Origin of the sequence: Gimesia chilikensis (genome assembly GCF_008329715.1) — a bacterium.
GTDB classification, from domain to species: domain Bacteria; phylum Planctomycetota; class Planctomycetia; order Planctomycetales; family Planctomycetaceae; genus Gimesia; species Gimesia chilikensis.
Genome location: NZ_VTSR01000016.1, coordinates 98,080 through 120,851 on the forward strand (window position 1 = coordinate 98,080; position 22,772 = coordinate 120,851).

18 protein-coding genes are annotated in these 22,772 nt (G+C 55.8%); 8 read left to right on the top strand and 10 right to left on the bottom strand.

Annotated features, from left to right (window positions below):
• Positions 1 to 118: 118 nt before the first annotated feature.
• On the bottom strand, positions 119 to 742 hold the full coding sequence (locus tag FYZ48_RS20050) for a ClpP family protease (protein WP_145035559.1): 624 nt from the start codon (positions 740 to 742) through the stop codon (positions 119 to 121).
• A 225-nt stretch (positions 743 to 967) separates the two neighbouring features.
• Here FYZ48_RS20050 and FYZ48_RS20055 point away from each other — a divergent pair, with 225 nt between their 5' ends.
• The 3 genes from FYZ48_RS20055 to FYZ48_RS20065 all read left to right on the top strand — a co-directional run bounded on the left by FYZ48_RS20055 (position 968) and on the right by FYZ48_RS20065 (position 5,588).
• A complete protein-coding gene (locus FYZ48_RS20055; RefSeq protein WP_149343656.1) occupies positions 968 to 2,098 on the top strand; it encodes a DUF6807 domain-containing protein in 1,131 nt (376 codons plus the stop codon).
• A gap of 334 nt (positions 2,099 to 2,432) precedes the next feature.
• Positions 2,433 to 4,196, top strand: a complete 1,764-nt coding sequence (gene aspS / locus FYZ48_RS20060; RefSeq protein ID WP_149343658.1) for an aspartate--tRNA ligase — start codon at positions 2,433 to 2,435, stop codon at positions 4,194 to 4,196.
• 45 nt (positions 4,197 to 4,241) lie between these two features.
• Positions 4,242 to 5,588 (top strand): outer membrane protein assembly factor BamB family protein, encoded by a 1,347-nt coding sequence (locus FYZ48_RS20065; protein ID WP_149343660.1) that lies wholly within the window; start codon positions 4,242 to 4,244, stop codon positions 5,586 to 5,588.
• Positions 5,589 to 5,632: 44 nt separating this feature from the next.
• Here the strand turns inward: FYZ48_RS20065 and FYZ48_RS20070 are convergent, their stop codons facing one another.
• Positions 5,633 to 6,205, bottom strand: coding sequence for a protoglobin family protein (locus tag FYZ48_RS20070; protein WP_145179854.1), 573 nt, complete (start codon positions 6,203 to 6,205; stop codon positions 5,633 to 5,635).
• A gap of 136 nt (positions 6,206 to 6,341) precedes the next feature.
• Between FYZ48_RS20070 and FYZ48_RS20075 the strand changes: the two genes are divergently transcribed.
• Complete coding sequence (locus tag FYZ48_RS20075; protein WP_145438243.1) at positions 6,342 to 6,815, top strand: RrF2 family transcriptional regulator; 474 nt, start codon at positions 6,342 to 6,344, stop codon at positions 6,813 to 6,815.
• A 1-nt stretch (position 6,816) separates the two neighbouring features.
• On the opposite strand, the gene FYZ48_RS20080 is transcribed toward FYZ48_RS20075, so the two are convergent.
• The 3 genes from FYZ48_RS20080 to FYZ48_RS20090 all read right to left on the bottom strand — a co-directional run bounded on the left by FYZ48_RS20080 (position 6,817) and on the right by FYZ48_RS20090 (position 9,320).
• Positions 6,817 to 7,785, bottom strand: coding sequence for a hypothetical protein (locus FYZ48_RS20080; protein ID WP_149343662.1), 969 nt, complete (start codon positions 7,783 to 7,785; stop codon positions 6,817 to 6,819).
• 108 nt (positions 7,786 to 7,893) lie between these two features.
• Positions 7,894 to 8,454 carry a DUF3592 domain-containing protein gene (locus FYZ48_RS20085; RefSeq protein WP_149343664.1) on the bottom strand — a complete coding sequence of 187 codons (561 nt, stop codon included), beginning with the start codon at positions 8,452 to 8,454 and terminating at the stop codon, positions 7,894 to 7,896.
• 71 nt (positions 8,455 to 8,525) lie between these two features.
• Positions 8,526 to 9,320, bottom strand: coding sequence for a TIGR00266 family protein (locus FYZ48_RS20090; protein ID WP_187782129.1), 795 nt, complete (start codon positions 9,318 to 9,320; stop codon positions 8,526 to 8,528).
• A gap of 268 nt (positions 9,321 to 9,588) precedes the next feature.
• Here FYZ48_RS20090 and FYZ48_RS20095 point away from each other — a divergent pair, with 268 nt between their 5' ends.
• The 4 genes from FYZ48_RS20095 (at position 9,589) to FYZ48_RS20110 (ending at position 17,441) form a co-directional block, all read left to right on the top strand.
• Positions 9,589 to 10,494, top strand: coding sequence for a FliM/FliN family flagellar motor switch protein (locus FYZ48_RS20095; RefSeq protein ID WP_149343666.1), 906 nt, complete (start codon positions 9,589 to 9,591; stop codon positions 10,492 to 10,494).
• A gap of 535 nt (positions 10,495 to 11,029) precedes the next feature.
• A complete protein-coding gene (locus FYZ48_RS20100) occupies positions 11,030 to 13,963 on the top strand; it encodes a serine/threonine-protein kinase (protein ID WP_187782125.1) in 2,934 nt (977 codons plus the stop codon).
• A 137-nt stretch (positions 13,964 to 14,100) separates the two neighbouring features.
• Positions 14,101 to 16,728 (top strand): tetratricopeptide repeat protein, encoded by a 2,628-nt coding sequence (locus FYZ48_RS20105; RefSeq protein WP_149343671.1) that lies wholly within the window; start codon positions 14,101 to 14,103, stop codon positions 16,726 to 16,728.
• A complete protein-coding gene (locus tag FYZ48_RS20110) occupies positions 16,725 to 17,441 on the top strand; it encodes a class I SAM-dependent methyltransferase (protein ID WP_149343673.1) in 717 nt (238 codons plus the stop codon). Before FYZ48_RS20105 ends, FYZ48_RS20110 begins: the two co-directional genes overlap by 4 nt.
• 98 nt (positions 17,442 to 17,539) lie before the next feature.
• On the opposite strand, the gene FYZ48_RS20115 is transcribed toward FYZ48_RS20110, so the two are convergent.
• The 5 genes from FYZ48_RS20115 to FYZ48_RS20135 are packed head-to-tail and all read right to left on the bottom strand — an operon-like array spanning position 17,540 to position 22,772.
• Entirely contained in the window at positions 17,540 to 18,208 is a 669-nt protein-coding gene (locus tag FYZ48_RS20115) for a hypothetical protein (RefSeq protein WP_149343676.1), read from the bottom strand.
• The gene (locus tag FYZ48_RS20120; RefSeq protein ID WP_149343678.1) at positions 18,201 to 19,340 is read right to left on the bottom strand and encodes a DUF1559 domain-containing protein; all 1,140 of its coding nucleotides are present in this window, start codon (positions 19,338 to 19,340) and stop codon (positions 18,201 to 18,203) included. Before FYZ48_RS20120 ends, FYZ48_RS20115 begins: the two co-directional genes overlap by 8 nt.
• A complete protein-coding gene (locus FYZ48_RS20125) occupies positions 19,330 to 20,517 on the bottom strand; it encodes a DUF1559 family PulG-like putative transporter (protein ID WP_149343680.1) in 1,188 nt (395 codons plus the stop codon). Before FYZ48_RS20125 ends, FYZ48_RS20120 begins: the two co-directional genes overlap by 11 nt.
• 3 nt (positions 20,518 to 20,520) lie before the next feature.
• Positions 20,521 to 21,651 carry a DUF1559 family PulG-like putative transporter gene (locus FYZ48_RS20130; RefSeq protein WP_149343682.1) on the bottom strand — a complete coding sequence of 377 codons (1,131 nt, stop codon included), beginning with the start codon at positions 21,649 to 21,651 and terminating at the stop codon, positions 20,521 to 20,523.
• Positions 21,648 to 22,772 carry a DUF1559 family PulG-like putative transporter gene (locus tag FYZ48_RS20135; RefSeq protein ID WP_187782126.1) on the bottom strand — a complete coding sequence of 375 codons (1,125 nt, stop codon included), beginning with the start codon at positions 22,770 to 22,772 and terminating at the stop codon, positions 21,648 to 21,650. Before FYZ48_RS20135 ends, FYZ48_RS20130 begins: the two co-directional genes overlap by 4 nt.

The window sequence follows — 22,772 nt, forward strand, 5'->3', positions numbered from 1 at the left end:
CATGCAGAGCGACTAATTCCCTGCGACCCGCGGTCTGTATGACGCAGGCCACGCCGCTCCTGTTCCCGGAGATCGAACAATCTCCCGTCAGCCCGGCTGTTTGCCTGCTACAGATTCGCTATCTTGCCTCGATAACCTTCCACTGGTCTTCGGTGGAAAAAGGATCGATGAGTTGTGCCAGCCCTGCATCGGCCAGTTCCTGTCCGGAGACGAAGCGTCCGGGGCGCGTCCAGCGATCGAGAACGCTCTGTCGGCAACCAAACAGCTGTGCCTGGAGACGATCGAAATCGGTTTCCAGTACTTTAAAATGTCGTGCCCACTCTGCGGCTTCTTCGAGGCGAACCTCGTCTTCGCTCTGCCAGCGAATCGGATGAAACAACAGCGTGGTGTATGCGGTCACGAAGCGGTGTTTACAGGCGGCAAACGGCAGGATCGCAGCGGAAGAGCATTCGCCCAGTGCCACGCCAGCCACATTAAGCTGCCTGAGACGGATCAGGCTGGCCAGTGTCAGGCCGGCATAGACCGAACCGCCGGGGGAGTCGAAGTAAATCGTCCCTCGACTGCTACGCGGGACGTCCACCAGCCTGGCCACCAGATCGGATTCCTTGTCTCCCAGATCTCCCGAGAGTGAGATTTCCCAGTCCGGCTCTTTATCCTGAGGCACAAAACTGCGGAGTGAACGTGCTTTCTCGGGATAAGATTTCAGATTGGATTCTGTACTTGTCCGTCTTCGTTTCGTCATTATTCTAAAAAGTCTTCAAGCTGAGAGCCCACAAATTCAACATGTCGCAAGTTATCTAGAATAACAGATTAAAAGTGTGATTCGCAAACTGTGTTTCCCCTCAGTTCGAGAAAAAACCGCTGAAATTGCCCCTGCGACTTGGCGCAGTCACACCGTTCAGGACACAATAACTGACAGTAATTAACAAACCGTTCAGGAATGACTGTTTTTTGAGGAAATTTCGCTGTGAAAACCGTGTTAAGCATACTCTGTCTGTTTGTCGGCCTCTCGACCGCTGTGGGTGCCGCAGAAGGTACCGTCGACATCAAGAAAAATGGAAGCAAATTCAGTGTCACCATCGATGGGAAACCGTTTGCGACCTACAACACCAGTGCCGACCTGCCTAAGCCGTTCTTCTCGCCGGTCCGCGCTGCTGACGGCACCGTAATTACCCGTTCGCTCGTCGATCCCGAAGATCACCCGCACCACAAAGGGATCTGGGTAGCCGTCGATGAAGTCAACACCGTCGACTTCTGGGCCGAGAAAGGCAAAATCAAAAACACCGGCGTGAAAATCGTCAAAGCCTCAGGTAATCCGGCTGTGATGAAAGTCACCAACGAGTGGCTCGGTGAAGACAACAAGCCGATCATTACCGAAAATACCCTGATCTCGATCTACGCCAATCGTCTGATGACTTACAACATCACCTTCACCGCAGGTGCGAAGCCAGTTGTCTTTGAAGACACCAAAGAAGGCCTGTTCGGAATTCGTCTGCCCAACGGCATGCGGGAAAAAGAAGATGGTTCGGTCGTCAACAGCAAAGGCGTCAAAGGGACCAAAGACACCTGGGGTAAGCCCACCGAATGGATTGATTACTACGGTCCTCTGAACGGAAAAGTTTACGGCGTCACCCTGATGGATTCTCCGCAGAACTACAAGCAGTCCCGTTACCACGTACGTAACTACGGTCTGTTTACCATCAGCCCCTTCGGCGATCACGCTTATACCAACAAGAAACAGCCCGCCGACCACAAGCACCTCAAAGCGGGTGAAAAGATGAACCTGAAATACGGTCTCTACATTCACTCCGGCGATACCAAGCAGGGTCATGTGGCTGACGCGTACCAGCAGTTTGTGGATGTCACTAAAAAAAAAGCGACTAAGAAAAAAGTGACACAGCAGAAACCAGCTGCCAAACCCGCTAAGAAAGTCGCCGCCGCGCCTCAAAAGCCGGCAGCACCTGCCAAGACTGCTGAACCCCAGATGAAACCAGTTCCGGAAACGGAAGCAGTTCCTGCAAATAACTGTGAATGTCAACCGGCTCAGCAGCCGCAACCACGTCGCGGTCTGTTCGGTCGTCTGCGATTTCGTCGATAACTGCACATAACATCACCCGCCGGAGCTTTTTCCCTGTAATTGAGTCTGAATAATCGGACAATCCGGAAAAAGATACCGGCGGGGTAAGGTGTATCAGCCTGCTGTTCATTGCGGGCGGTGGTCTGCTCTAATAAGATCAGCGTCATTGATTTCAGCCCGGCGCACCAGTTGCGCGAACCCGGTCCGCCCAGGGTGGATCAGAACCGGGAACGTGCATCAGTCTGCCGGCCGGAACTGACTTTGTCAGCCAGTTCCCGATATATATCCGGAGCCTGCTGCTCCCCGACACAACTTTTTTTGAGAACGAACGTTTTCTAACCAAGGACTTAGTAAGGTGTTACGAACACATACCTGTGGCGAACTGAGAACAGACCATGTTGGACAGACTGTGACTCTGGCGGGTTGGGTCATCCGTGGTCGCGATCATGGGGGCCTGGCCTTCATCGACCTCCGCGACCGCTACGGGGTCACCCAGATTGTGTTCAATCCGGATCGTGATGCCGAGATGCACGAGCTGGCTCGTACCCTGCGTGCCGAGGATGTGATCCAGGTCAGCGGCGAAGTCGTGCTGCGGGACGACCGCGAAAACGAGAAGCTGGCCACCGGGAAGATCGAAATCCGGGCGCACGAACTTAAAGTTCTCAACAAAAGTAAAACACCGCCGTTCGAACCGGGTACGTCCGAACTGCCCAACGAAGAGTTGCGGCTCACCTACCGCTTCCTCGATCTGCGGAGCGAACGTCTGCAGCACGCGATGCTGGTACGTCATCGCCTGATGAAGCTGACCCGCGACTATTTTGATAACCTGCAGTTCCTGGAAATCGAAACACCGATCCTGGGACGCAGCACACCGGAAGGGGCCCGCGATTACCTGGTACCCAGCCGCGTGCATGAAGGTGCGTTCTACGCCCTGCCTCAGTCACCACAGATCTACAAACAGATCCTGATGATCTCAGGCTACGACCGTTACTTCCAGATCGCACGCTGCTTCCGTGACGAAGACCTGCGTGCCGACCGTCAGCCGGAGTTCACCCAGATCGATATCGAGATGGCGTTCGTCGAACAGGAAGACATCCTGACCCTGATCGACGGACTGATGGCGACCTTCCTGAAAGAGCTGCGGGGCGAAGAAATGGCCCTGCCGCTGCCACGGTATGACTATGCCGACGTGATGGAAAAATACGGCTCAGACAAACCCGACCTCCGCTTCGGCCTGGAACTGGTCGACATCGGAGAAATCGCTGGCAACTGTGACTTCGCCGTGTTCAAAAAGACCATGGAATCAGGCGGTCGCGTACGTGGCCTGAACGCCAAAGGTGCCGCGGACAACTACAGCCGCAAAGACATCGACGGTCTGACTGAGTACGTGGGTGAGTACGGCGCCAAAGGTCTGGCGTTCTTCAAAGTGACTGACGAAGGTCTGCACTCCCCGATCGCCAAGTTCTTCTCGGATGAAGACAAGCAGAAGATCATGGATGCGATGGGCGCCGAAGTCGGCGACCTGCTGTTCTTCGTCGCCGACCAGTGTGCGGTCACCTCCGCTGCCCTCGCGGCACTTCGGAACCGCCTGGGTAAAGAACTCAAGCTGTACGATCCGAGTGACTTCAAATGCTGCTGGGTCGTCAACTTCCCGCTGCTCAACTACAACGAAGACGAACAGCGGTGGGACGCCGAGCATCACCCGTTCTGTCAGCCTGTCGATGAAGACGTGCAGTACTTTGAGAGTGATCCTGCCAAGGTGCGTGCCCAGTCATACGACCTGGTCATCAACGGTTATGAAGCAGCCAGTGGAAGCGTCCGTGTGCACGATCAGAAAGTCCAGCAGACCGTCTTCGACCTGCTGGGGATCTCAGCCGACGAAGCGGAAGAACGCTTCGGCTTCCTGCTGCAGGCACTGCGATACGGGGCACCACCGCACGCCGGGGCCGCTTTAGGCCTGGACCGACTGGTGATGCTGCTCTGCGGTAACGACAACATCCGCGACGTCATCGCATTCCCCAAAACCCAGAAAGCGGCCGACCTGCTCAGCGGTGCACCTTCGGAAGTGGATCCGCATCAGCTGCGTGATCTGCGGATCAAAGTTGACATTCCCCAATAAGTCGATCCCGTGCATAATGGGGTGACTCGCATCAAGGAGAAACCCATGAAGTCAGTCACCCCGTTTCTGTTCTGTCTGGCAGGCCTGAGCCTGTGGGCGTGCAGTGAAGCGACATCCGAATCGATGACGCAACGCGCAGACGCAGCGCAGAACTCCTCGGCAGAACCACTTCCCGAGGTGATCACGGAGATTTCGTTTAAGGACGCCCAGACCAAGGCGACTCCCCAGGTTGGTTTCTGGCCTCACTGGCTGGGCCCCAACTATGACGGCATCTCCCCAGAGACCAACTGGCGCTCCGACTGGTCCAAAGAGCCGCCGAACGTGTCCTGGCGAAAAAATGTGGGTATCGGCTACAGCTCAATCTCCGCAGCGAATGGCCGCATCTATACGATGGGTCATAAAGAGGGCAACGAAACCGTTTACTGCCTGAATGCCGACACGGGCGAAGTCATCTGGCAGCAATCGTATCCCGCGGAACTGATCGACAACCTGAATGCAGGCGGTCCGGGGGCGACCCCCACCATCGACGGCGCGTTCCTGTATACCAACAGCCGCGACGGTCGCTTGATCTGCTTTGAGATTGAAACCGGTAAGAAAGTCTGGGAGAAAATCCTGCCGAAAGCGTACGACATGGAGATCCCCGAGTGGGGTTTTACCTGTTCGCCGCTGATCCGCGGAAACCGCCTGTATGTCGAAGCGGGACGTCTGGTCGCGCTGGAGAAACAGACGGGTAAGGAAATCTGGAAATCAAAAGCTTACATGCCGGGCTATGGCACTCCGGCCGCGTTCGAGAATGAGGGCAACCGTTACCTGGCAATTCTGAATAATGATTGCCTGTCGATCGCCCGTGAGGATGACGGCAAAGAAGTCGCTTCGTTTGCCTGGCCTTCCCCCTTCGATACGAATTCCACCACCCCCATCATCGCCGGCAAGACCATCTTTATTTCTTCCGGTTATGGCAAAGGCTGTGCGCTGCTTGATTTCGAAAATGAAACACTGAAGTCGCGGTACACGAATCGGGATCTGAAGAACCATTTCAACAACAGTGTGCTCTACCAGGGACACTTATACGGCATGGACGGCAACTCGAACCTGGGACGCATCGTACGCCTGACCTGCATGGATCATCAGACCGGGAAAGTCAAATGGCGGGAGGCGGGCTTCGGCTGCGGTTCCCTGCTGATCGCCGCTGGCAAGCTGATTATCCTCTCGGATAAAGGGATGCTGGTGACCGCGGAGGCCACCCCTGAAGCGTTTAAGGAAATCTCCCGCTTCAAGGTGCTCGACCATCAATGCTGGACGGTCCCCGTGCTGAGTGACGGCCGACTCTATTGCCGGGACTCAGCCGGAAACCTGGCCTGCGTGGACCTGCGGAATAAGCCCACCCGCTAGATCTTTCGCGAGATGGGTGTCCTTCCGCGATATCACCACCTTCCCTACGCCTGGTAATGGCGGGTGATCAGGTCGTTCTGCACCCAGAGCAGCTTATTGAATGCGACCAGGGTTTTGACTTCCGTTTCACGATCCAGATTCAGGCCGAGAATTGTGCTGATCAGCGCGGTTGAGACGAATCCCATCAGTGCGTTCATCTGCACCAGGGGCACATCCAGATCTTTGCTGCCTGCCTTGGGGGTGTGGATTTTGCCGACCATGTCCAGGTATTCCACCATCTTTGCGTCGTAAGGCCGGGTGACCAGCGATTCCAGATAGCGGGCCAGGTGCTGTTTGCGAAACTGGATCATTTCGTGGTCCAGGGTCAGGGTTTCGAGGCTTTCGGGAATTTCCCCCTCATACCCGGATTGGCGTGGCACGAAATGTCGTTTTGTGCAATCATATGTGAAGAGTTGATCATATACGGCATCAACCAGGGCCGGTACCAGAGGTGCCAGAATGCCCGCCGCACCATGAACGGCACCCAGATCGTCTTCCGTAATCCCAATGAATTCCACGAGATACTGGAACCGGTAAGACAGATCAACTTCCAGTTTTTCTTCATCAATGTGCTTCATGCAGGTTTCCTCTTTGAAGAGACGCCTATAATAAACTGACAAGAACTCTGAATATTATCAGAATTTGATTGAAACTGAGTCTATCAGACCCGATAATAGACATCAATGTCCAATTATCAGCTATAAGGACTTTCCTATGTTTTCGCAGACTGTTGAATATGCACTTCGAGCAATTGTTCACCTGGCGGATCAGGCTCCGAACCCCTGCACCACCGAGCAAATCGCCAAGGCAACCAAGGTTCCCCAGGCGTATCTTTCGAAAGTGCTGCAAAGCCTGCGGCAGTCCAGTGTCGTGCATTCTCAGCGTGGCATCGGGGGTGGGATTTCGCTGGTGAAGCGCCCCGATGAACTCAGCCTGCTGGAAGTTGTGAACGCCGTGGATCCGATCTGCCGCATTACTACCTGCCCGCTGGGACTGAAGGGCCACGGTGCGAATTTATGCCCGCTGCACCGCAAGCTTGATGACGCCATGAAGGAAACGGAAACGGCTTTCGGCGATACCACGCTGGCCGATATTCTGAATTCCTCGACCAGCAGTTATCCGCTCTGTAATGAACCGGTTGAGCGTCTGACTCAACTGGGCGGCCCCACCATCGTGCCTTCCAACTGATTCACGGTCCTCCGACCTGTTGAATCTCTCCCTGATCTGAACTCCCCTCCGCTGCGGCGGGGGAGGCCGGTTCTTCCCAGTGTACCTGCTGAATCTCTGACGTGGATTGCTTGCGCGCCAGTGCTTCCTGCTGGACTTCGCGCGCTTTCCAGCGTCCGACCAGATGCCCGGGAATCACAGCACCGGCTTTAATTATCAGATCGCTATAAGGCATAAAGGGAGTCGCAGCCCCGGCGATGTAAGTCGCATACGCCGGGTAAAGTACTTCGTAGGCATCCGCTTCCCCAGAGTAATTCTGTTCCGCTTCCAGGTAACTCAAGGCATCGCTGGTGGCAATCGCTTCGGGCCAGAGTGAGACTCCGGGAATAGCCGTCACCACGGCATACGTGCCCTTCCATTTACGGGCACCAAAATCTTTGGAATGTCCCCCTTCATGCAGGGCGACGGCGGGGTGATCCGAATAGAGGCTGATCGTGTTCGTGAAAGGATTGTAATTATCACCGCCGATGATGCGACCGGGCAGGAGTGTATAAGACAACGCGGTTAAGGTTCCTGCAGTATACCGCCAGCCCCAGCCGACGGCTTTGTTTCTACGGAGCCGCTTCCATTCGCCGAGCGGATCGTATTCATTGAGGCGTACCTTAACCTGATCGAGGCCATTTTTCTCCAGGTAGTCCGCGATGGCCGCTTCCGTTTCGGGGGAGATCTTGTGATTATCGATCCGGCGATCCCAGAGCAGAACTTTCCCGGGGATGCCGACGACCCAGCCGATGCCATCAATCACGGGCCGTGGTTTGCCACGCACAATCTGGGGCTCTTCCTCGGAGAAATCCAGTTCCGGGCTTGTGATCAGCGGCGGCTGGTAGACATAGGGAGTCGTTGCGCAGCCGGTGGCGCAGGTCAGCAGCAGGCTGGCCAGCAATCCCCAAAACCGGGGGCGCAGCTTCAGCGGAGCGTCTGGGAGCGACATGTTCAGGATCTGCCTGGGAAAACGAAGGGGAAAGAGAGGAAGACGCGATATATCTCAGTCCCCGCATTCAGGCAAGACCAGCTTTCTACCTGCCGCCTGAACCGCCCGTTAACCGGCAGACTCTGCCGGTGTCTGCATATTTGCTCCGCCGCGAAACAGGCGTAACAGGGAACGAAACAGAACGCTGCTGGCCATCAGGATTCCCAGACCAAGGAACAGCCAGCCAAACAGGTAGAAGAAATACGTGGTTTTAAAGACCCCGGGTTCCAGCACCGCGATCGCGTGATCCGCGGGGTCGTAATAGACGGTGATGTTTTTCTTGACGGGGTACTTACGGACCGTCTCCTCCGACATGGAACGGTCGGACGTAGAGACATCGTTCCCGAACCAGACGGTCTCCCCTTCAAAGTCTTTCCCTTCCACCTGGTAGCGATAGACAACGTGGGGAGAGTAAGTCGACGAACTGGAATTGCTGCTACGATGCGACTCGACCCGCGATTCCAGAACGACCCCTTCCACGGTCGGCCAGGTTTTGCTGGCCTTGGCTCTTTCCAGCAGCGGAAGCCCCTTCTCATAAGCTAAAATGTAACCCACGAAGATAAAGAGAAATCCGAGGAACATCACCAGCTTGCGGCCGACATTGGTCATTCGGTTATGTCTGCGATTCATGCCACCTTTCCTTTCCCCTGATTCCGTGTTTCAGTCTGCCGTGAAAGTTCCAAACGTCTGTAAAGACAGGCTCAGCTGTCACCAAACATATCGCCCAGGCCTCCCAGAACCGAGCCCTCCCCGCGGGATGAACCGCCGGCTGACGGAGCGTGTGCCAGCACGCGATCTGCCAGCCGTGAGAAAGGCAGACTCTGCAGCAGCACGGTGCCATGTCCCGAAAGCGTCGCCAGAAACAGGCCTTCGCCGCCGAGCACCATTGATTTCAGGTTCCCTGCTTTTTCGATGCTGTAATCAATGTCCCCCGTGAAAGCGACGATGCAACCCGTATCCACGCGAAGCGTCTCCCCCTGGAGTTTCTTTTTGATGACCGTTCCACCAGCGTGCACGAACGCCATCCCGTCGCCGCTGAGCCGTTGCAGAATAAAACCTTCCCCGCCGAAAAAGCCGGAGCCCAGGCGTTTGTTAAACGCCATGGTGACTTCCGTGCCCAGTGCCGCACACAGAAAGGAGTCTTTCTGACAGGTAATCGTGCCGCCGATCTTACTCATATCGATGGCGATGATCTTCCCGGGATAGGGGGCGGCGAATGCGACCCGTTTCTGTCCCCGACCATCATTGGTGAAATGAGTCATGAAGAGCGATTCACCGGAAAGCATCCGTTTGCCCGCTTTGAACAGTTTACCCAGAAACCCATCGTCGGGGCGGGAACCATCGCCCATACGGGCTTCAAAGCGAATCCCGTCTTCCATGTAATTCATGCTGCCCGCCTCCGCGACCACCGATTCCCCCGGATCGAGGATGATTTCCACAATCTGCAGGTCGGAACCAAAGATCTCGTAGTCAACTTCGTGGCATTGCATGCTGATATCCTTAAATAGTGCCAGCGTCTGGCATAATTGATGTTAAAGGGCAGGTTCAGGAACGTTGAGCGGGGCCACGCAGATCAAATAATCTGTTCTCCGGGGCTCAAAAGGTGTCAATCTTTTCCGAATGAACGAGGTTTGCCGATTTTGAGTGAAGAACTGAATTTTAAGTAGTCGATTGTATGATCTAAGGAATCCTGATTCCTGAAAATCATCAACGTGTCTGAGTTGATGAACAAGTTATCAATTTAAAGGACTTTGTAAAGCAGAAATGTCGGGCTTCAGCCAGGAGAATGTCGAAGCCATCTTTGCCCAGGCGGGTGAAAGTATGGCCGCGATTTCCGATTCTCTCAATCAGTGTTTCGATACCAGCTATCGAATCGAGCTGGGTGAGTCGGGCATGTGGTCTCCCGAAGAGCTGGACGACACGTTTCGCGGTCCGGGCCTGGTTGTCTTATTTCGCATTGGCGACGAGGCAATGCTGGGTCTGATCCCGGAAGGACTGCCTTTACCAGACTGGTACACGTCCCCGGGAGAGTCGCAGTCTTCACGCCTGCAGACGCTGTCGATGGAATGGTCCATGAACCTGATCCCGCTGGATGCAGGGGAAGCTGAAGAGTTTAGAGCTTACGCGGTTGAGAGTTTATTAAATGAAGTCATGCAGGCTGCTCCCGCCGATTGGGCAGCATTACTGCGCTTGAATGTGTTTCCGGGTGAATCGGAAACCGAAGCAGAAGAGAGTGACGGCCAGAGCCCGAGTGCTGTGATCCCTGTAATTTGGCCCCTGACGAACGTGCCAGTTGCAGAAACCGCATCCGCGGAACCCGATCCGGCGCCTGAACCGGCCGCCACTCAGTCTGCTGAGAAAGCAACGGCTGCGGCTGCTCCCGCGGCATCCCTGTCCAGTGGTCAAAACCCGTTGAACCGCATCACCAAATTGCCCGTGCAGGCAATTGTGAAACTGGCCTCCAAAAAGATCGAGATGAACCAGCTGTTGTCCATCTGCCCGGGCTCGCTGATCACCTTCGACAAAGCTTGCGAAGATCCCCTGGAAATGTATATCAACAACCAGGTTTACTGCCTGGGTGAAGCGGTCAAAATTGGGGAAAACTTCGGCCTCAAGATCGACAAGGTTGGCTTTCATAAGGAATACAAAACGAAGATTATTGAATTCTGATCGCATATCAGACGGGCCAGCCAACTTCGCCGTTATCGGCGTCTGCTTTGAGAGTCTTCGCATTGTTCTGCGGGAGAACATCTCAACTCTGCAAGTCGTGCTGCTCCCCGTCTGCTGCGGGAACTGAGACCGCCCCCTGAGAATTTGGTTGAAAAATCGCCGAAATCCGATTTTTCTCAGAACGAATTGAGCCTCAAACACGTAAAATAGAAGCAGCTCTTATTTTTTATTCATTTCCTAACTAATACCAGTCTGAGTCTGATACGAGCTGAATCGAGTCCGAATACGACTTAAAGCGCTTAACCACATATCTTGAAACAGGTTAAGTTTATTTTGCATTAACAGACGCAATTTGTGATTGAGCAGGTGCCGTTAGAGGCGCTCTGAGCGGGCATTCTTTTCCAACAATCATTGTGAATTTGGATAACGCAGTTGCCTGGTCGGCAAAGCCTTCGATATCATCTCAAACGTTGAATTTAAGCTATTTTTAAGTGAACCTTAGATCATGAGTTCCGACTCTCAATCAGAACGATCCATGACAAGCCAGGAATCGCTGCCCGAGTTCTTCGCGCGACCGGTTCCTCAGGGGGACGGTCCGGAGACCATCATCAGTCCGCTGGAGCCGATCCCGGCTCCCGATGCGAACCGTCCGCAATCAGGTTCACAGCCTAACATGGCCCGCTCTTCCATCTGGAACCGTTTGTTTCCTCCCACCACGGATGATCCCGAAGTGGAAGTCGAAACAACCAGTCCGTCCGGCATGGAGCTGGAGCATTTTGTCATTCGTGAGCGCATCGGCCGGGGAGGCATGGGCGCTGTATTCCGCGCGATCGATACCCGCCTGGATCGTGTGGTGGCACTCAAGGTGCTCAGCCCTGGTCAGTCCCGGGATGCAGGTTCGGTCAAACGTTTTCAGAACGAAGCCAAAGCAGCGGCCCGACTGGACCACGAAAATATTTCGCGTGTGTTTTACATCGGCGAAGATCAGGGGCTGAACTTCATCGCCTTCGAATACGTGAAGGGAACCAACGTCCGCGAGATCATTCAGTCACGCGGAATCCTGCCGGCTGCGGAAGCGGTCAACTACGCCCTGCAGATCGCATCAGCGCTGAAGCACATCAACAAGGCCGGCGTGGTCCACCGCGATATTAAACCATCCAACATCATCATTACGCCCGGCGGCCGCGCCAAACTGGTGGACCTCGGTCTGGCACGTAAGGACAGCGACAACGCTTCCGCGGACCTCACCACCGCTGGCACCACGCTGGGAACCTTCGACTACATCTCGCCAGAGCAGGCCAAAGATCCCCGGAACGTAGATGTGCGGAGCGATATTTATTCGCTGGGCTGCACGCTGTATCACATGCTGACCGGGGAACCTCCCTACGGCGAAGGGACCGTGTTGCAGAAGCTGCTCGATCACTCGGGCAAGAACGTTCCCGACCCGGCAACCATCAACAAACAGATTCCACGCGAACTCTCACTCATCGTACAGAAGATGATGGCCAGTGATCCGGACGAACGGTTCCAGACTCCCGAAGAGTTGATGTACCATCTGATGCAGGTTGCCGGCCAGCTGGATCTCCGCGGCGTGAACCCCGAAGGTCTGGTCTGGACATCTCCCACGAATTCACGACTCAGCTTCCTGGAAAAACATGTCGGCTGGATCGCGACCGCGGCTGTGCTGTTGATCGTGGTGATCCTGCTCGACCGTTATCCATCACTTGATCCCAGTTCCGTGACGGTAACACAAAACCCGGCTCCCCAGGCAGGCACCAAAGGCACGACGACAGACAACGGCTCAGACGTGATCAGTCCCGAAGCCAGTCAGCCTCTGCCCGAACCCGACACGCAGATGGTCGGCTCCCTGACAGAGAACCCCGCGGTCGCTTCGACAACATCAACCGACGCCGGCAAAGAGAAACAGCCGGCCGGCACCAGTTCGAACAACAAAAACAACAGTGCGGCTGACAACAGCAGCGAAACTCCACTGGCTCAGATGAATCTCGATGAACCCGGCGGCAAGGAGCTGAGTGGCATTTTTGACATGCCCCTGCTCTCTTCTCCCGGTTCCATCAAGGATCTGATCGAAACCGAAAAACCCGTGACGAACAAGGTCCTGCTGGAGAACAAGCCCGAGAATCAACTGGCCATGTCCAACACTCCGGAACCCAGGAAGACTATGGTTCCACTGGCGCCCGCCCCCGAGGTGAAACCCGAGACCGAACCGGATCCGTTCCCCCGGAAAGACGCGAACGAATTCCGGAAGATCGAGATTCCAGCGATCACGATCATCAATCCGGATGGAACCGCTGGCCAGGATTTCAAAACACTCGACGCGGCCTGTGCCGCTGCCGAAGATGGCAGCATCATCGAACTGGGATTCACGGGCGTCCGCAAAGAGGCCCCGATTCACATCAACAACAAACGGGTTCGCATCCGGGCTGCGAAAGACCGCAAGCCGGTGCTCCAGTTTGAATCTGTGGAAGAACCTGCCGAAGGATATCAGACACACATGATTCACATCGCCAACGGTTCGCTGGAACTGTTTGATGTGAGCATCGTGGTCGACGTGAAAGATCTGAATACCGATTCCTGGGCCATCTTCTCGCTCAAGAATGCACACGACATTCGCCTGCATCAGGTGACGGTCACCTGTGCAAACAATACGAGTCAGCAGGTTGCCATCTTCGAAATGAACGAGCCCATCAACCAGGGCCTCGACGATGATTCCATGATGGGCAAACGCCCGGTCAAAGAATCGACGTTCATCGAAATCATCAACTCCGTACTCCGCTGCGACGGGCAGGCCTTCTCGGTGCGCGAGACAGCCCCCACCCGTCTGGAAATTACGAACTCGGCCCTGATGATTGGTCAGTCACTGATTGACCTGGTCGGCTGCAGCAACAAACCGATGGAAGGGGATCACCTGGAACTGGTGCTGAACCACTCCACGTTCCTGCTGGGTCGCGGCCTGGCGGTGATGGACAGCGGCTCGATTCCCCGCGAACTGATTCCGCTCCATGTTTCTTCCCGCAATAATATCTTCTTCTCGCGCAGCGATGCCCCATTCGTTTTGATGAAGGGGAACACCAACGAGAACGATTTCCGTCAGAAGCTGCTGACCTGGCGTGGTTCGAACAATTACTTTGACCGCTTCGAAACCTACTGGACGATTCAATCTCAGCAGGGAACCACCGGTGCACTGTCACTCGACGCACTGGACTGGAAAGACATCTGGGGGCTCTCTTCCGATGTCAACAATCTGCAGATGCGCATCCCCTGGCTCGCCGATCGTGAGAAACTGATCAAGTCACCCTGTGCCGAGCTGCAGACCGCACAACTTCAGTTCACGCAACCCACTGATGGCAGCCCGACGATCACCGCCGTGGACCGGACCAATGCAGGTGCCGACCTGATTACACTACCGGAACTGCCGCGGAATACCAAAGTCCCGAAAATCGATTAAGCAGCCACTGTTCGAGGAGGTCTGCTGCAGAAAATCAGCTCTGGGAGAACTGGAGCATTCCGTATATGATGACCTGTAGAAGGAATACCTTCGCCGGTCCTCTCGTCTGATTTCCCTGTTCTAATTCGATTGAGTTCATGCCGCAGCGATCACCACATGCCACCCGCTCTGCCAACACACCGCGCAGAACCGGTGCGCTCTGCAGATGGCTCTGCGGGATCATACTGCTCTGTACGCTCAATGGTCTCTGCCAGGCTGAGGATCCGACGCGCACCTATTTTGAAGGACTCAGGTCCCGCCACCTGTTTGGCATCGCAGAAGGCTTCTGTCTGAACGAACTGTCCCGGCAGCGTCTCTCAGATCCGGAGCGGGCCCGTTATTCCCTCGAGCTGATCCGCACGCTGGCCGCCCACGCCAGTGCTGCCACTCCCTCCGAACAACCCGAACTCTGGAAACGGGCCGAGGAGACCATCGCGCAGATCGAACGCGATTATCCCCGCTGGTCGGACCTGCCGGTGTTTCGGGCCGAGCGCGCGCGGATTACCTTCCTGCAGGCATCACTGCTCTACTGGCAGTCACAGGCGATACCACAGAATGAATCGCTTCGCGACAGCGCCATCGACGCGCTGGATCGAGCCGTCAGTCAGCTGACTCTCTCAGAACAGCAGATCCAGAAGTTGCTCAACAAAGCGGGCGCTAAACAGGATTTTACAGTGCTCCCCGTCGCCACGGTACGGGACAGCCTGCTTGAGTATCAGCTGCTGATCGCACGGGCCGACATGCTGCTGGCGGGCCTGTATCACCCCGACAGTCCCAAACGGAAAATGAGTCTCTCTGCGGCCCGGACCTGGCTGGAACCGCTGGCCCGCCGCGCGACGACTCTGAAGATCACCTGGGAAAGCAGACTGGCGCTCATCGAATGCGAACGCCTGGAAGGTGATCCCGATGCCGCCGAGCGTGCGATTCAGGGACTGGTCAAGGACCAGCACCCACCTTATCTGGATGAGTCTGTGTTTCTCGAATCGATGCGGATTCTACTCGCCCAGAATAAGCCCCAGCAGGCAGCCACTCAGATCATCCAGCACCGACAGAAACAGGGCCGTTACTCCAGTGAGCTCGGCTTCCTGGAAATCGATGCCCTGCTGAAGCTGCACCACATCGCCGCCGATCAGCAACAGCAGGAACTCGCCGACGAGCTCTGGCGACAGATTCAACAAAGGTCGGCACAACTCGCCGAAGCCCACCCGGGTTACTGGTCACAACGGGCGAAGCTGCTGGTCAGTCGCCAGGAGCAGATCCAGGAATATGGCAGCCGATTGTCAGACAGTCTGCAACGTGCCCAGCTGCTCTACGCGGAAGGCAAAATTCCCGAAGCGATTACCGCTTACGACAAAACAGCCAAGCAGGCGGCCGAAGAAGGTAAGACCGATCTCGCCTTCGAGCTGGGTTTCACCAGTGCCTCGCTGCAGCTCAATCAAAAAGAGTATGCGAAAGCGGCTGAGCAGTTCCAGTCGCTGGCACAACGCTTCAGCGGGGTGGCGAAAGCCTCCGATGCGAGTCTGCTCTCCGCCTGGTGCCTGGGTCAGCTCTATTCGCAGAACCGCACTAAGTCGCGTCGCGTGGCCTACACTGACGCGCTGGAAAATGTGCGCAAGATGTTTTCGATGGACAAGGCCTATTACGAAGCCGGCTGGATGCTGGCCCGACTGGAGGAGTCCCGCCTGCAGTACTCCAAGGCGCTCGTCCTCTATTCAGAAATTCCAGAGAATCATCCCAAAGCAGCCGATGCACACCTGGGTGTCGCCCGCTGTTACGAACAGATCCTGCTCAGACTCGCCGCCCTCGATAAACCGACGCGTGCCTGGCGACAGGAGGCGATGGACGTGCTGGAAAAATACCTGGCACGCTATCCCCAGGAAAGCGATGACGCCATCCTGCTGTCGCAGTCCGAAATCGCACTTAGGCTGACGCGGATCTATCTCAATGACTCGCCTCCCGAATACGACAAAGCACATCGCCTGCTGGATCTGCTCATCCACACCGCGGAGACCAAGCCGGAAGAACTGAAGCGGAACAGCGAACAATCGCCCGAGAGCGTAGCCCAGACGACCCGGGCCATCCAGGGCTGGAATCGGATTTCCAGCCAGGCACTCCGGCTGCAGATCATCGCGCTGGCCGGTCAGGGAAAACCGTCTGAAGCACGTTCGCTGGTGGCCAGCCTGGAGAACGCGGGGACGAGCGAGCTGCTCTCCGTGTTGAACGGGGTTTCGCAGATTGATCTGGATCTCAGCCCGTCGGTCCGCAGGGAGCTGGGCATGCTGCAACTGCAGTCGGCCGAGAAGCTGGCCAATCGTCGCGATGAACTCACGCCACAACAGGCACGACAGCTCGACCTCTGCCTGGCGGAAGCCTATCTCGCCGTCGATCGACCGATCCGCGCCCTGGAGTATTACCAGAGCCTGTTGAAACAGTCGCCCCGCGACACCGCGCTGATCAGGCAGGTCGCGTTGCTGCTCGAACGGTGTGGCACCAAGGAATGTCTGCGACAGGCAATTCCCAAATGGCGCGATCTGGAAGCCGCCGAGAAAGCGGGCACCATCCCCTGGCTCGATGCACGCCTGCATGTAATTCGCTCCCTGTATGAATCGGGAGACACGGACGCAGCGAAAAAACTGATCGGCGTGACCCGCCTGCTCTATCCCGAACTCGGTAATGTCAATCTGAAAAAAGAGTATCGTGAACTCGAAGCACAGATTAAGAAATGACCGCTGAGAAAAAACGCAGCCTGCTGACAGATGAAGAACTTGAATGGTCGGACGTGGCTGCGAACTGCCGCATGAATCGCGAACGCGAAATCACGGGGACCAACAGCTACACCGCCGACCTGAAACTCAATCCCCTCGAATTTCTGACTGAGAAAATCCAGGCAGGACAGACCGTGCGTTGGCTGGACCTCTGCTGTGGATCGGGACGGGCATTGATTCAGGCTTACGAACATTTCCAACAAGCGGGGCTGGGCAAACAGGTTCAGATTCGAGGCATCGATCTGGTGAATCTGTTTCTGTCTGCCCCTGACGCAGGGAATGCACTTCGTCTGCAGACCGCCTCCCTGCATGCTTGGGATACGGACGAACGGTTCGATCTGATTACCTGCGTGCATGGTCTGCACTATGTGGGCGATAAACTTTCGCTACTGGCCCGCGCCGCGGGCTGGCTTACTTCCGAAGGCCAGTTCCTGGCTCACCTGGATCTGGAGAATCTGCAAACCGTCGAGGGGACATGGACAACTGCAGACAAACGGGAATTTCTAAGGCGACGATTCTTTCAATACCATTCGCGGACACACCTGGTGACCTGCACGGGACAGCAAGACATCCGCTTTCCCTGTCGTTACGCGGGTGCTTCGGATCAGGCGGGGCCGAATTTTACCGGGCAGCCGGCAGTCAACTCGTTCTACCAGCTGCGGGAAACGGTTTAATCTTCCAAGAGTGTGTTCATGTCGAGCAGCAACTCCAGCGCGTTCAGACAACCGTGAATATCACCAATGGCCAGCAGACGATCTACCACAGTCTTGTATCACCTTTCTGATTGGTCTCTGTCCGGCTTTAGTGACTCACAGACCGTGGGCTCCAATGAGCCGAACCCGTGATCGCCGCCATGCTCATGAATGAATTCATCTTCTACGAAATCCACGAAATCGACCTCATCCCCGGCGGACTTGATCTCCAGAATGGTTCTGGTATGCGGAGCTCGCAGCAGCGTGACTTCACTGCGGGGAAAGGCATCTTCTTCAAAATCATCCAGTCGTTGATCAAACAGATAGAACCACTCACCTTCCCGGGTATGGATTAAAAACCCGGCCGCAGGCTCGTAGGATGTGACCGACCAGTACTGGTAAATATTGCGGATCGTCACCTGTTCCGCCACGCTATCCGTGGCATCCCGCTGGCGACTTTCCTGCCTGGTTTTCCAGCGCTGCAGGTCCTCGGCACGGAGTTTGAGCAGATACCAGAATCCCGCTACCAGGCCCAGGCCGGCGGCACCGAGCAGTACCAGCCGATTCAGCAACAGGTTCTCCTCCCCGGTCCAGCGTTCGCACACATAGAGCAGAGGCAGAACCGGAACCATGCAGAGCATCGGCAAGCCGATCAGCAGGACGACGATAAAGATGAAGTATCCCTCGAAACGGTAGTTCTCTTCCGAGTGTGGCGGATACGTATGCGGGATGCGGACGATTTCAATCATGTCTGTTCTGCCTGCCTGTCATCGGTTTCCCCTCCATCCATTCCTCGCAGGTCACTTCAGCACCTGCAGGCGTACTTAGCCTTTTGAGTATTTCGGGGTCGATGTCATCAGAAACGAATCGCACCGATCCATCACCGAACAGCATTTGCGCTCCGGTTTTGCTGTCTACAATGAAATGGCTGCCAAAGCTGTCTGTCTGCTGATTGATCCCCCGTGCGGGATCGCGATAGTTGAGGGGGCTTCCCCAGGCACGAATCCCCTCTCTGACTTCCCCTGCGAAAATGGTATTGGAAGTGCCATCGGTGATATCGCGCAGACTCATTCTGGAATTGATACCCAGCACGCGGCTGTTGGCGGCGTAGTGGGCGGGTGGATAACGATCGTTGTCTGCCCGCGGTACTTTCTGTTGAATAAAATCAGACATCATCCCCGGGCTCACCATCATAGGCAACCTGGTTTCGTAAGCTTTACGGTTGACTTCGTCCGTCCAGGGCTGGTGAAAATCGATCTGCTGATACAGGTCTTCTTGATCCATAAAAGGCAACAGCTGCGCCACCCAGCCATGTTGAGGCTGACCCGTTTCGCTGAAAATGCCTCCGTCGGGTAAACGGTCATGCGCGTCCTCGTAAAGATGCAGGCCCAGACCGATCTGCCTGAGATTATTTTTGGAAAACGAGCGACGGGCGGCAGTCATGCCCCCCTGATACACCAGCTTGTCTTTTCCGGTCGCCATCCACCAGAGTTGATGCGAAACGCCGATCAGACAGATGCCACTGGTTACCAGAACCAGCAGTAGTATCACCAGTGAGAACGACCAGCGCAGTTGCCAGCCTTGGTTCTCCTCTGCGGCCGCTGTTTCCTGTTTCCCACGATAGACACCCCGGCAGGCCAGATGCAGTCCAGTTATGAAGAGGGCCAGACAGAACAGAAACCATAACACGCCGGAAGCCGAAACGGTCAGCGTGGGCAGGGTTCGTTTCAGATAGGGAATCCAGCCGGTTCCCAGCTGAAACAGTGTCTGAACGAGAAAAGCCATTCCCGCGCAAGAGACCAGAAAAAAGAACGTCACCAGTGCCATGGCAGACAGGGAGGCGCGCTGTACTTTGGTAGAAGGTTCTGATTCAGTACTCATGCTGCCCTCCTTTCGTGTTTCCTGACGGAGATGGAATTTCCTCCAGCACTTCCCGACCGTCAGGAGTGCTCAGCGCCTTGAGCACAGCCGGATCGATGTCTTCGGAAAGGAAGCGAACACCACCATCCGCGAACAGGACATTGGCTCCGGGTCCAAAGGGCCCTGCGAACGTTTCAGGTCCCTGGTTGATGCCCCGCGCAGGGTCGCGGATATTCAGGGGATTGCCCCAGGCTCGAATGCCCGCTTTGACTTCCCCTCCCATGATCGTATGTGATGTGCCATCCTTGATGTCGCGGATTCTCAGACCGCCATTGAGGCCCAGCAGTCGTTGATTGGCCGCGTAATGCGCTGGCCTGTAACCTGAGCGGTCAGTCTGTTGAATGTCTCCCGGTTCAAAGTCGTAGTTCAAGCCCGGATTCTCCAGTACGGGGAGCCGCGTTTCGAAAACCTGACGATTCTCCTCGGCCGTCCAGGGCTGATTGAAGTCGATCTGCTGGAACAGATCCCTCTCGTCCAGGTAGGGTAAAATCTGCACCGTCCAGCCATGCTGTGGTTTGCCGGTCGCATCGACGGTTGCCCCTATCGGGAACTGGTGATGCTCATCATAATAATTGTGCAATGCGAACCCTATTGTCTTGAGATGGTAAATTGAAACCCGACGTCTCTGACCTTCGATGAAAGCAACCGGATAAAACAGGGAGAGGGGACGCTCTCTGAGTAGAGCCCTCTGATCTCCAGCAGCCATCCACCACAGCTGATGCGAGATTCCAATCAGACTGATGCCACAGGTGATCAGAACCAGTAACAGGCTGACCAGGGTCACTGTCCAGCGGAGTCTCCACCGCGAAACGCCCTTCGTTGACTCAGTCCGATTCACAGTGGTCGGCGTTCCTCGATACAGTTTTCTGCCCGCCAGATGGACTCCGATCAGGAACAGACTCAGGGTGCAGAGGAACCAGAGTGTCCCTGAAATTGAAAGGGTCAACGTGGGCACGACGCGCCAGAGATAACTGATCCAGCCGATCATCAGTGCGTACACTGTCTGCGGCAGAAAGAATAGTCCCAGGCCGAGAGTCAGACCGAGCAACATAAGGCCGCCTGCCAGCGCGACCCAGAACCGCTGCAGTGTAGTCAACGGTTGTGTTTCCGTTGTGCTGGTGGCGCTGTTTTCCTGCATCGCTTAATACTCCCCCACTGGTTCACCGCCGTTGGGTGTTGCCAGTGCTTTAAGGATGGCCGGATCGATGTCTTCATTGATGAAACGGACGGAGCCGTCTCCCAGTAGAAAATAGGCGCCGCCTGTTGAAGGGCTGCCGAATCCTTGAGGGTCGGCGTTGATACCACGTGTGGGATCGCGGAAGTTGGTCGGATCACCCCAGGCTTTGATTTGAGAATTCACCTCGCCTGCCAGTAGTGTATTCGCAGTGCCGTCTCTGATCTCCTGAATACTCGGGCCCGAATTCACATTGAACACATGGGAATTCTCGGCATAATGTGCCGGCTTGAGGCGGTGCTCTTTGTCTCGCCTGAGATCGCCCGGCTGATAATCATAGTTTAACTTCGGGTTTTGCAGGACAGGTAACCTGTTCTCGAAATGCGGCCGATTTTCCGGTGCTGTCCAGGGTTGCTCGAAATCGATCTGGTTATACAGGTAGGCCTGATCCAGAAAGGGCAGCAGTTGTGTGATCCAGCTGTGCTGCGGCTGGCCGGCACGATCATAAATTCCGCCGGGAGGGAAACGGGACATCGTCTCGTGATAGTTGTGCATCGCGAGGCCCAACTGCTTGAGATGGTAGCGGGTTTCATTGCGACGGTACCTGCCCCTTCCCTTGTGAACCAGCAGCAGTCTCTCGTTTGTGGTCACCAGTTCCTGAACCGTGTGTTTCAGTCCCAGCAGTGCAAAGCTGAAACCCGCGAGACTCAGAACGAGTATCAGGAGTGAGGCCGTCCAGCGTTTCTCCCAGTTTGTTGTCACGGCAGTCTGTACATGGTCAACTTTGGTAGACTGGAACCGGCGGTAGAGACCGTTCAGCAAAAAGTGTGCGACGAGTGCCACCGCTAATAGCAGACCACAAAACCAGAGGAACTGCGGCACCGTAAAGGTCCAGAGGGAGAGGAACCGCCAGAGGTAAACGGCCCAACCCGTCAGGAACAGGAACCCGAGGAGCAGTGGAAACATGATTTGGAAAAATCCCAGCACGGCAATCAGGATCAGTATCAGAACCAACGTTTCCAGCCGCGTCAGACGATAGCCCCAGGCGGTCTCCGTCTCTGCAACATCTCGCCCGGTTTTGTGGAAGTCATCTGTCATGGTGCCACACTCCCCTCCCCCACCGGTTCGCCGCCATTGGGTGTTGTCAGGGCTTTGAGGATGGCAGGATCGATGTTTTCATTGATGAAACGGACGGAGCCGTCGACCATCAGAAACTGGGCACCGCCCTGAAAGGGACCGCCAAAGCCATGCGGGTCAGCGTTGATGCCCCGCGTTGGATCGCGGAAGTTGGTTGGATCACCCCAGGCCTTGAACTGCGCGTTCACTTCTCCTGCGAGCAGCGTATTCGAACTGCCGTCGCTGATCTCCTGGAAACCCGGCGCCGCATTCGCATTCATGACATGCGAGTTAGCCGCGTATTGCGCGGGCTGGTAGCCTGCGGAAGTCGGTTCGCCCTCGGTTCCCCCGCGGTAGGTCTCCCGCAGACCGGGATTCAGGCAGTAGTACAAGGGCTGTTGAAAAGGGCTACGGTTGGCGTCGGCTGACCAGGGCTGGTCGAGGTCGATCTGACGATAGAGCCGCTCTTCCCCCAGGAAGGGGAGCAGGTGTGTGAGCCAGCTGTGCTGTGGCTGACCGGTTTGATCGAAGGTGCCCCCTGCCGGAAAGTGCCCATAGACATCCTGGTGACTGTGCAGCGCCAGCCCGAGTTCTGCGAGTTGATCGCCGGACAGCTCGCGCTTCCAGCCGCCTTGACTGTCAAACGCGAATGAGATTCGTTCCTGACTGGTAGCCAGCGCCCAGACCTGTTGCGTCAGCTCGGTCACTGCAAAGCTGCTGCCCAACAGCAGCAGCAACAACGCCAGGATGGTACAGGTCCACCGTGGTTGCCAGACTGCGGATGAATTCTCTGACTGAAATCGCAGGCGATAGCCACGTTTTAATAACAGATGCAGGACGGCGCCTATGAAAACGAGAATGACGACACACCAGACGATCTGCGTAGGAGAACTACTCAAGCTGTTCCCCGCGCGCTGCAGATACAGATACCAGCCGGCCAGCAGGTGATACCCGACGCGAAACGGATAGACGACTCCTAGCAGCAGCAGAAAGAAACAGTAAACCATTATCGCAAACAGGATCATCAGGCAGCCAGCCACGATCAGTAGTTTGAAGCCCAGGCCGCGGGCAGGACGGGGAACGGTTTTCGTTTCGTTCGACAT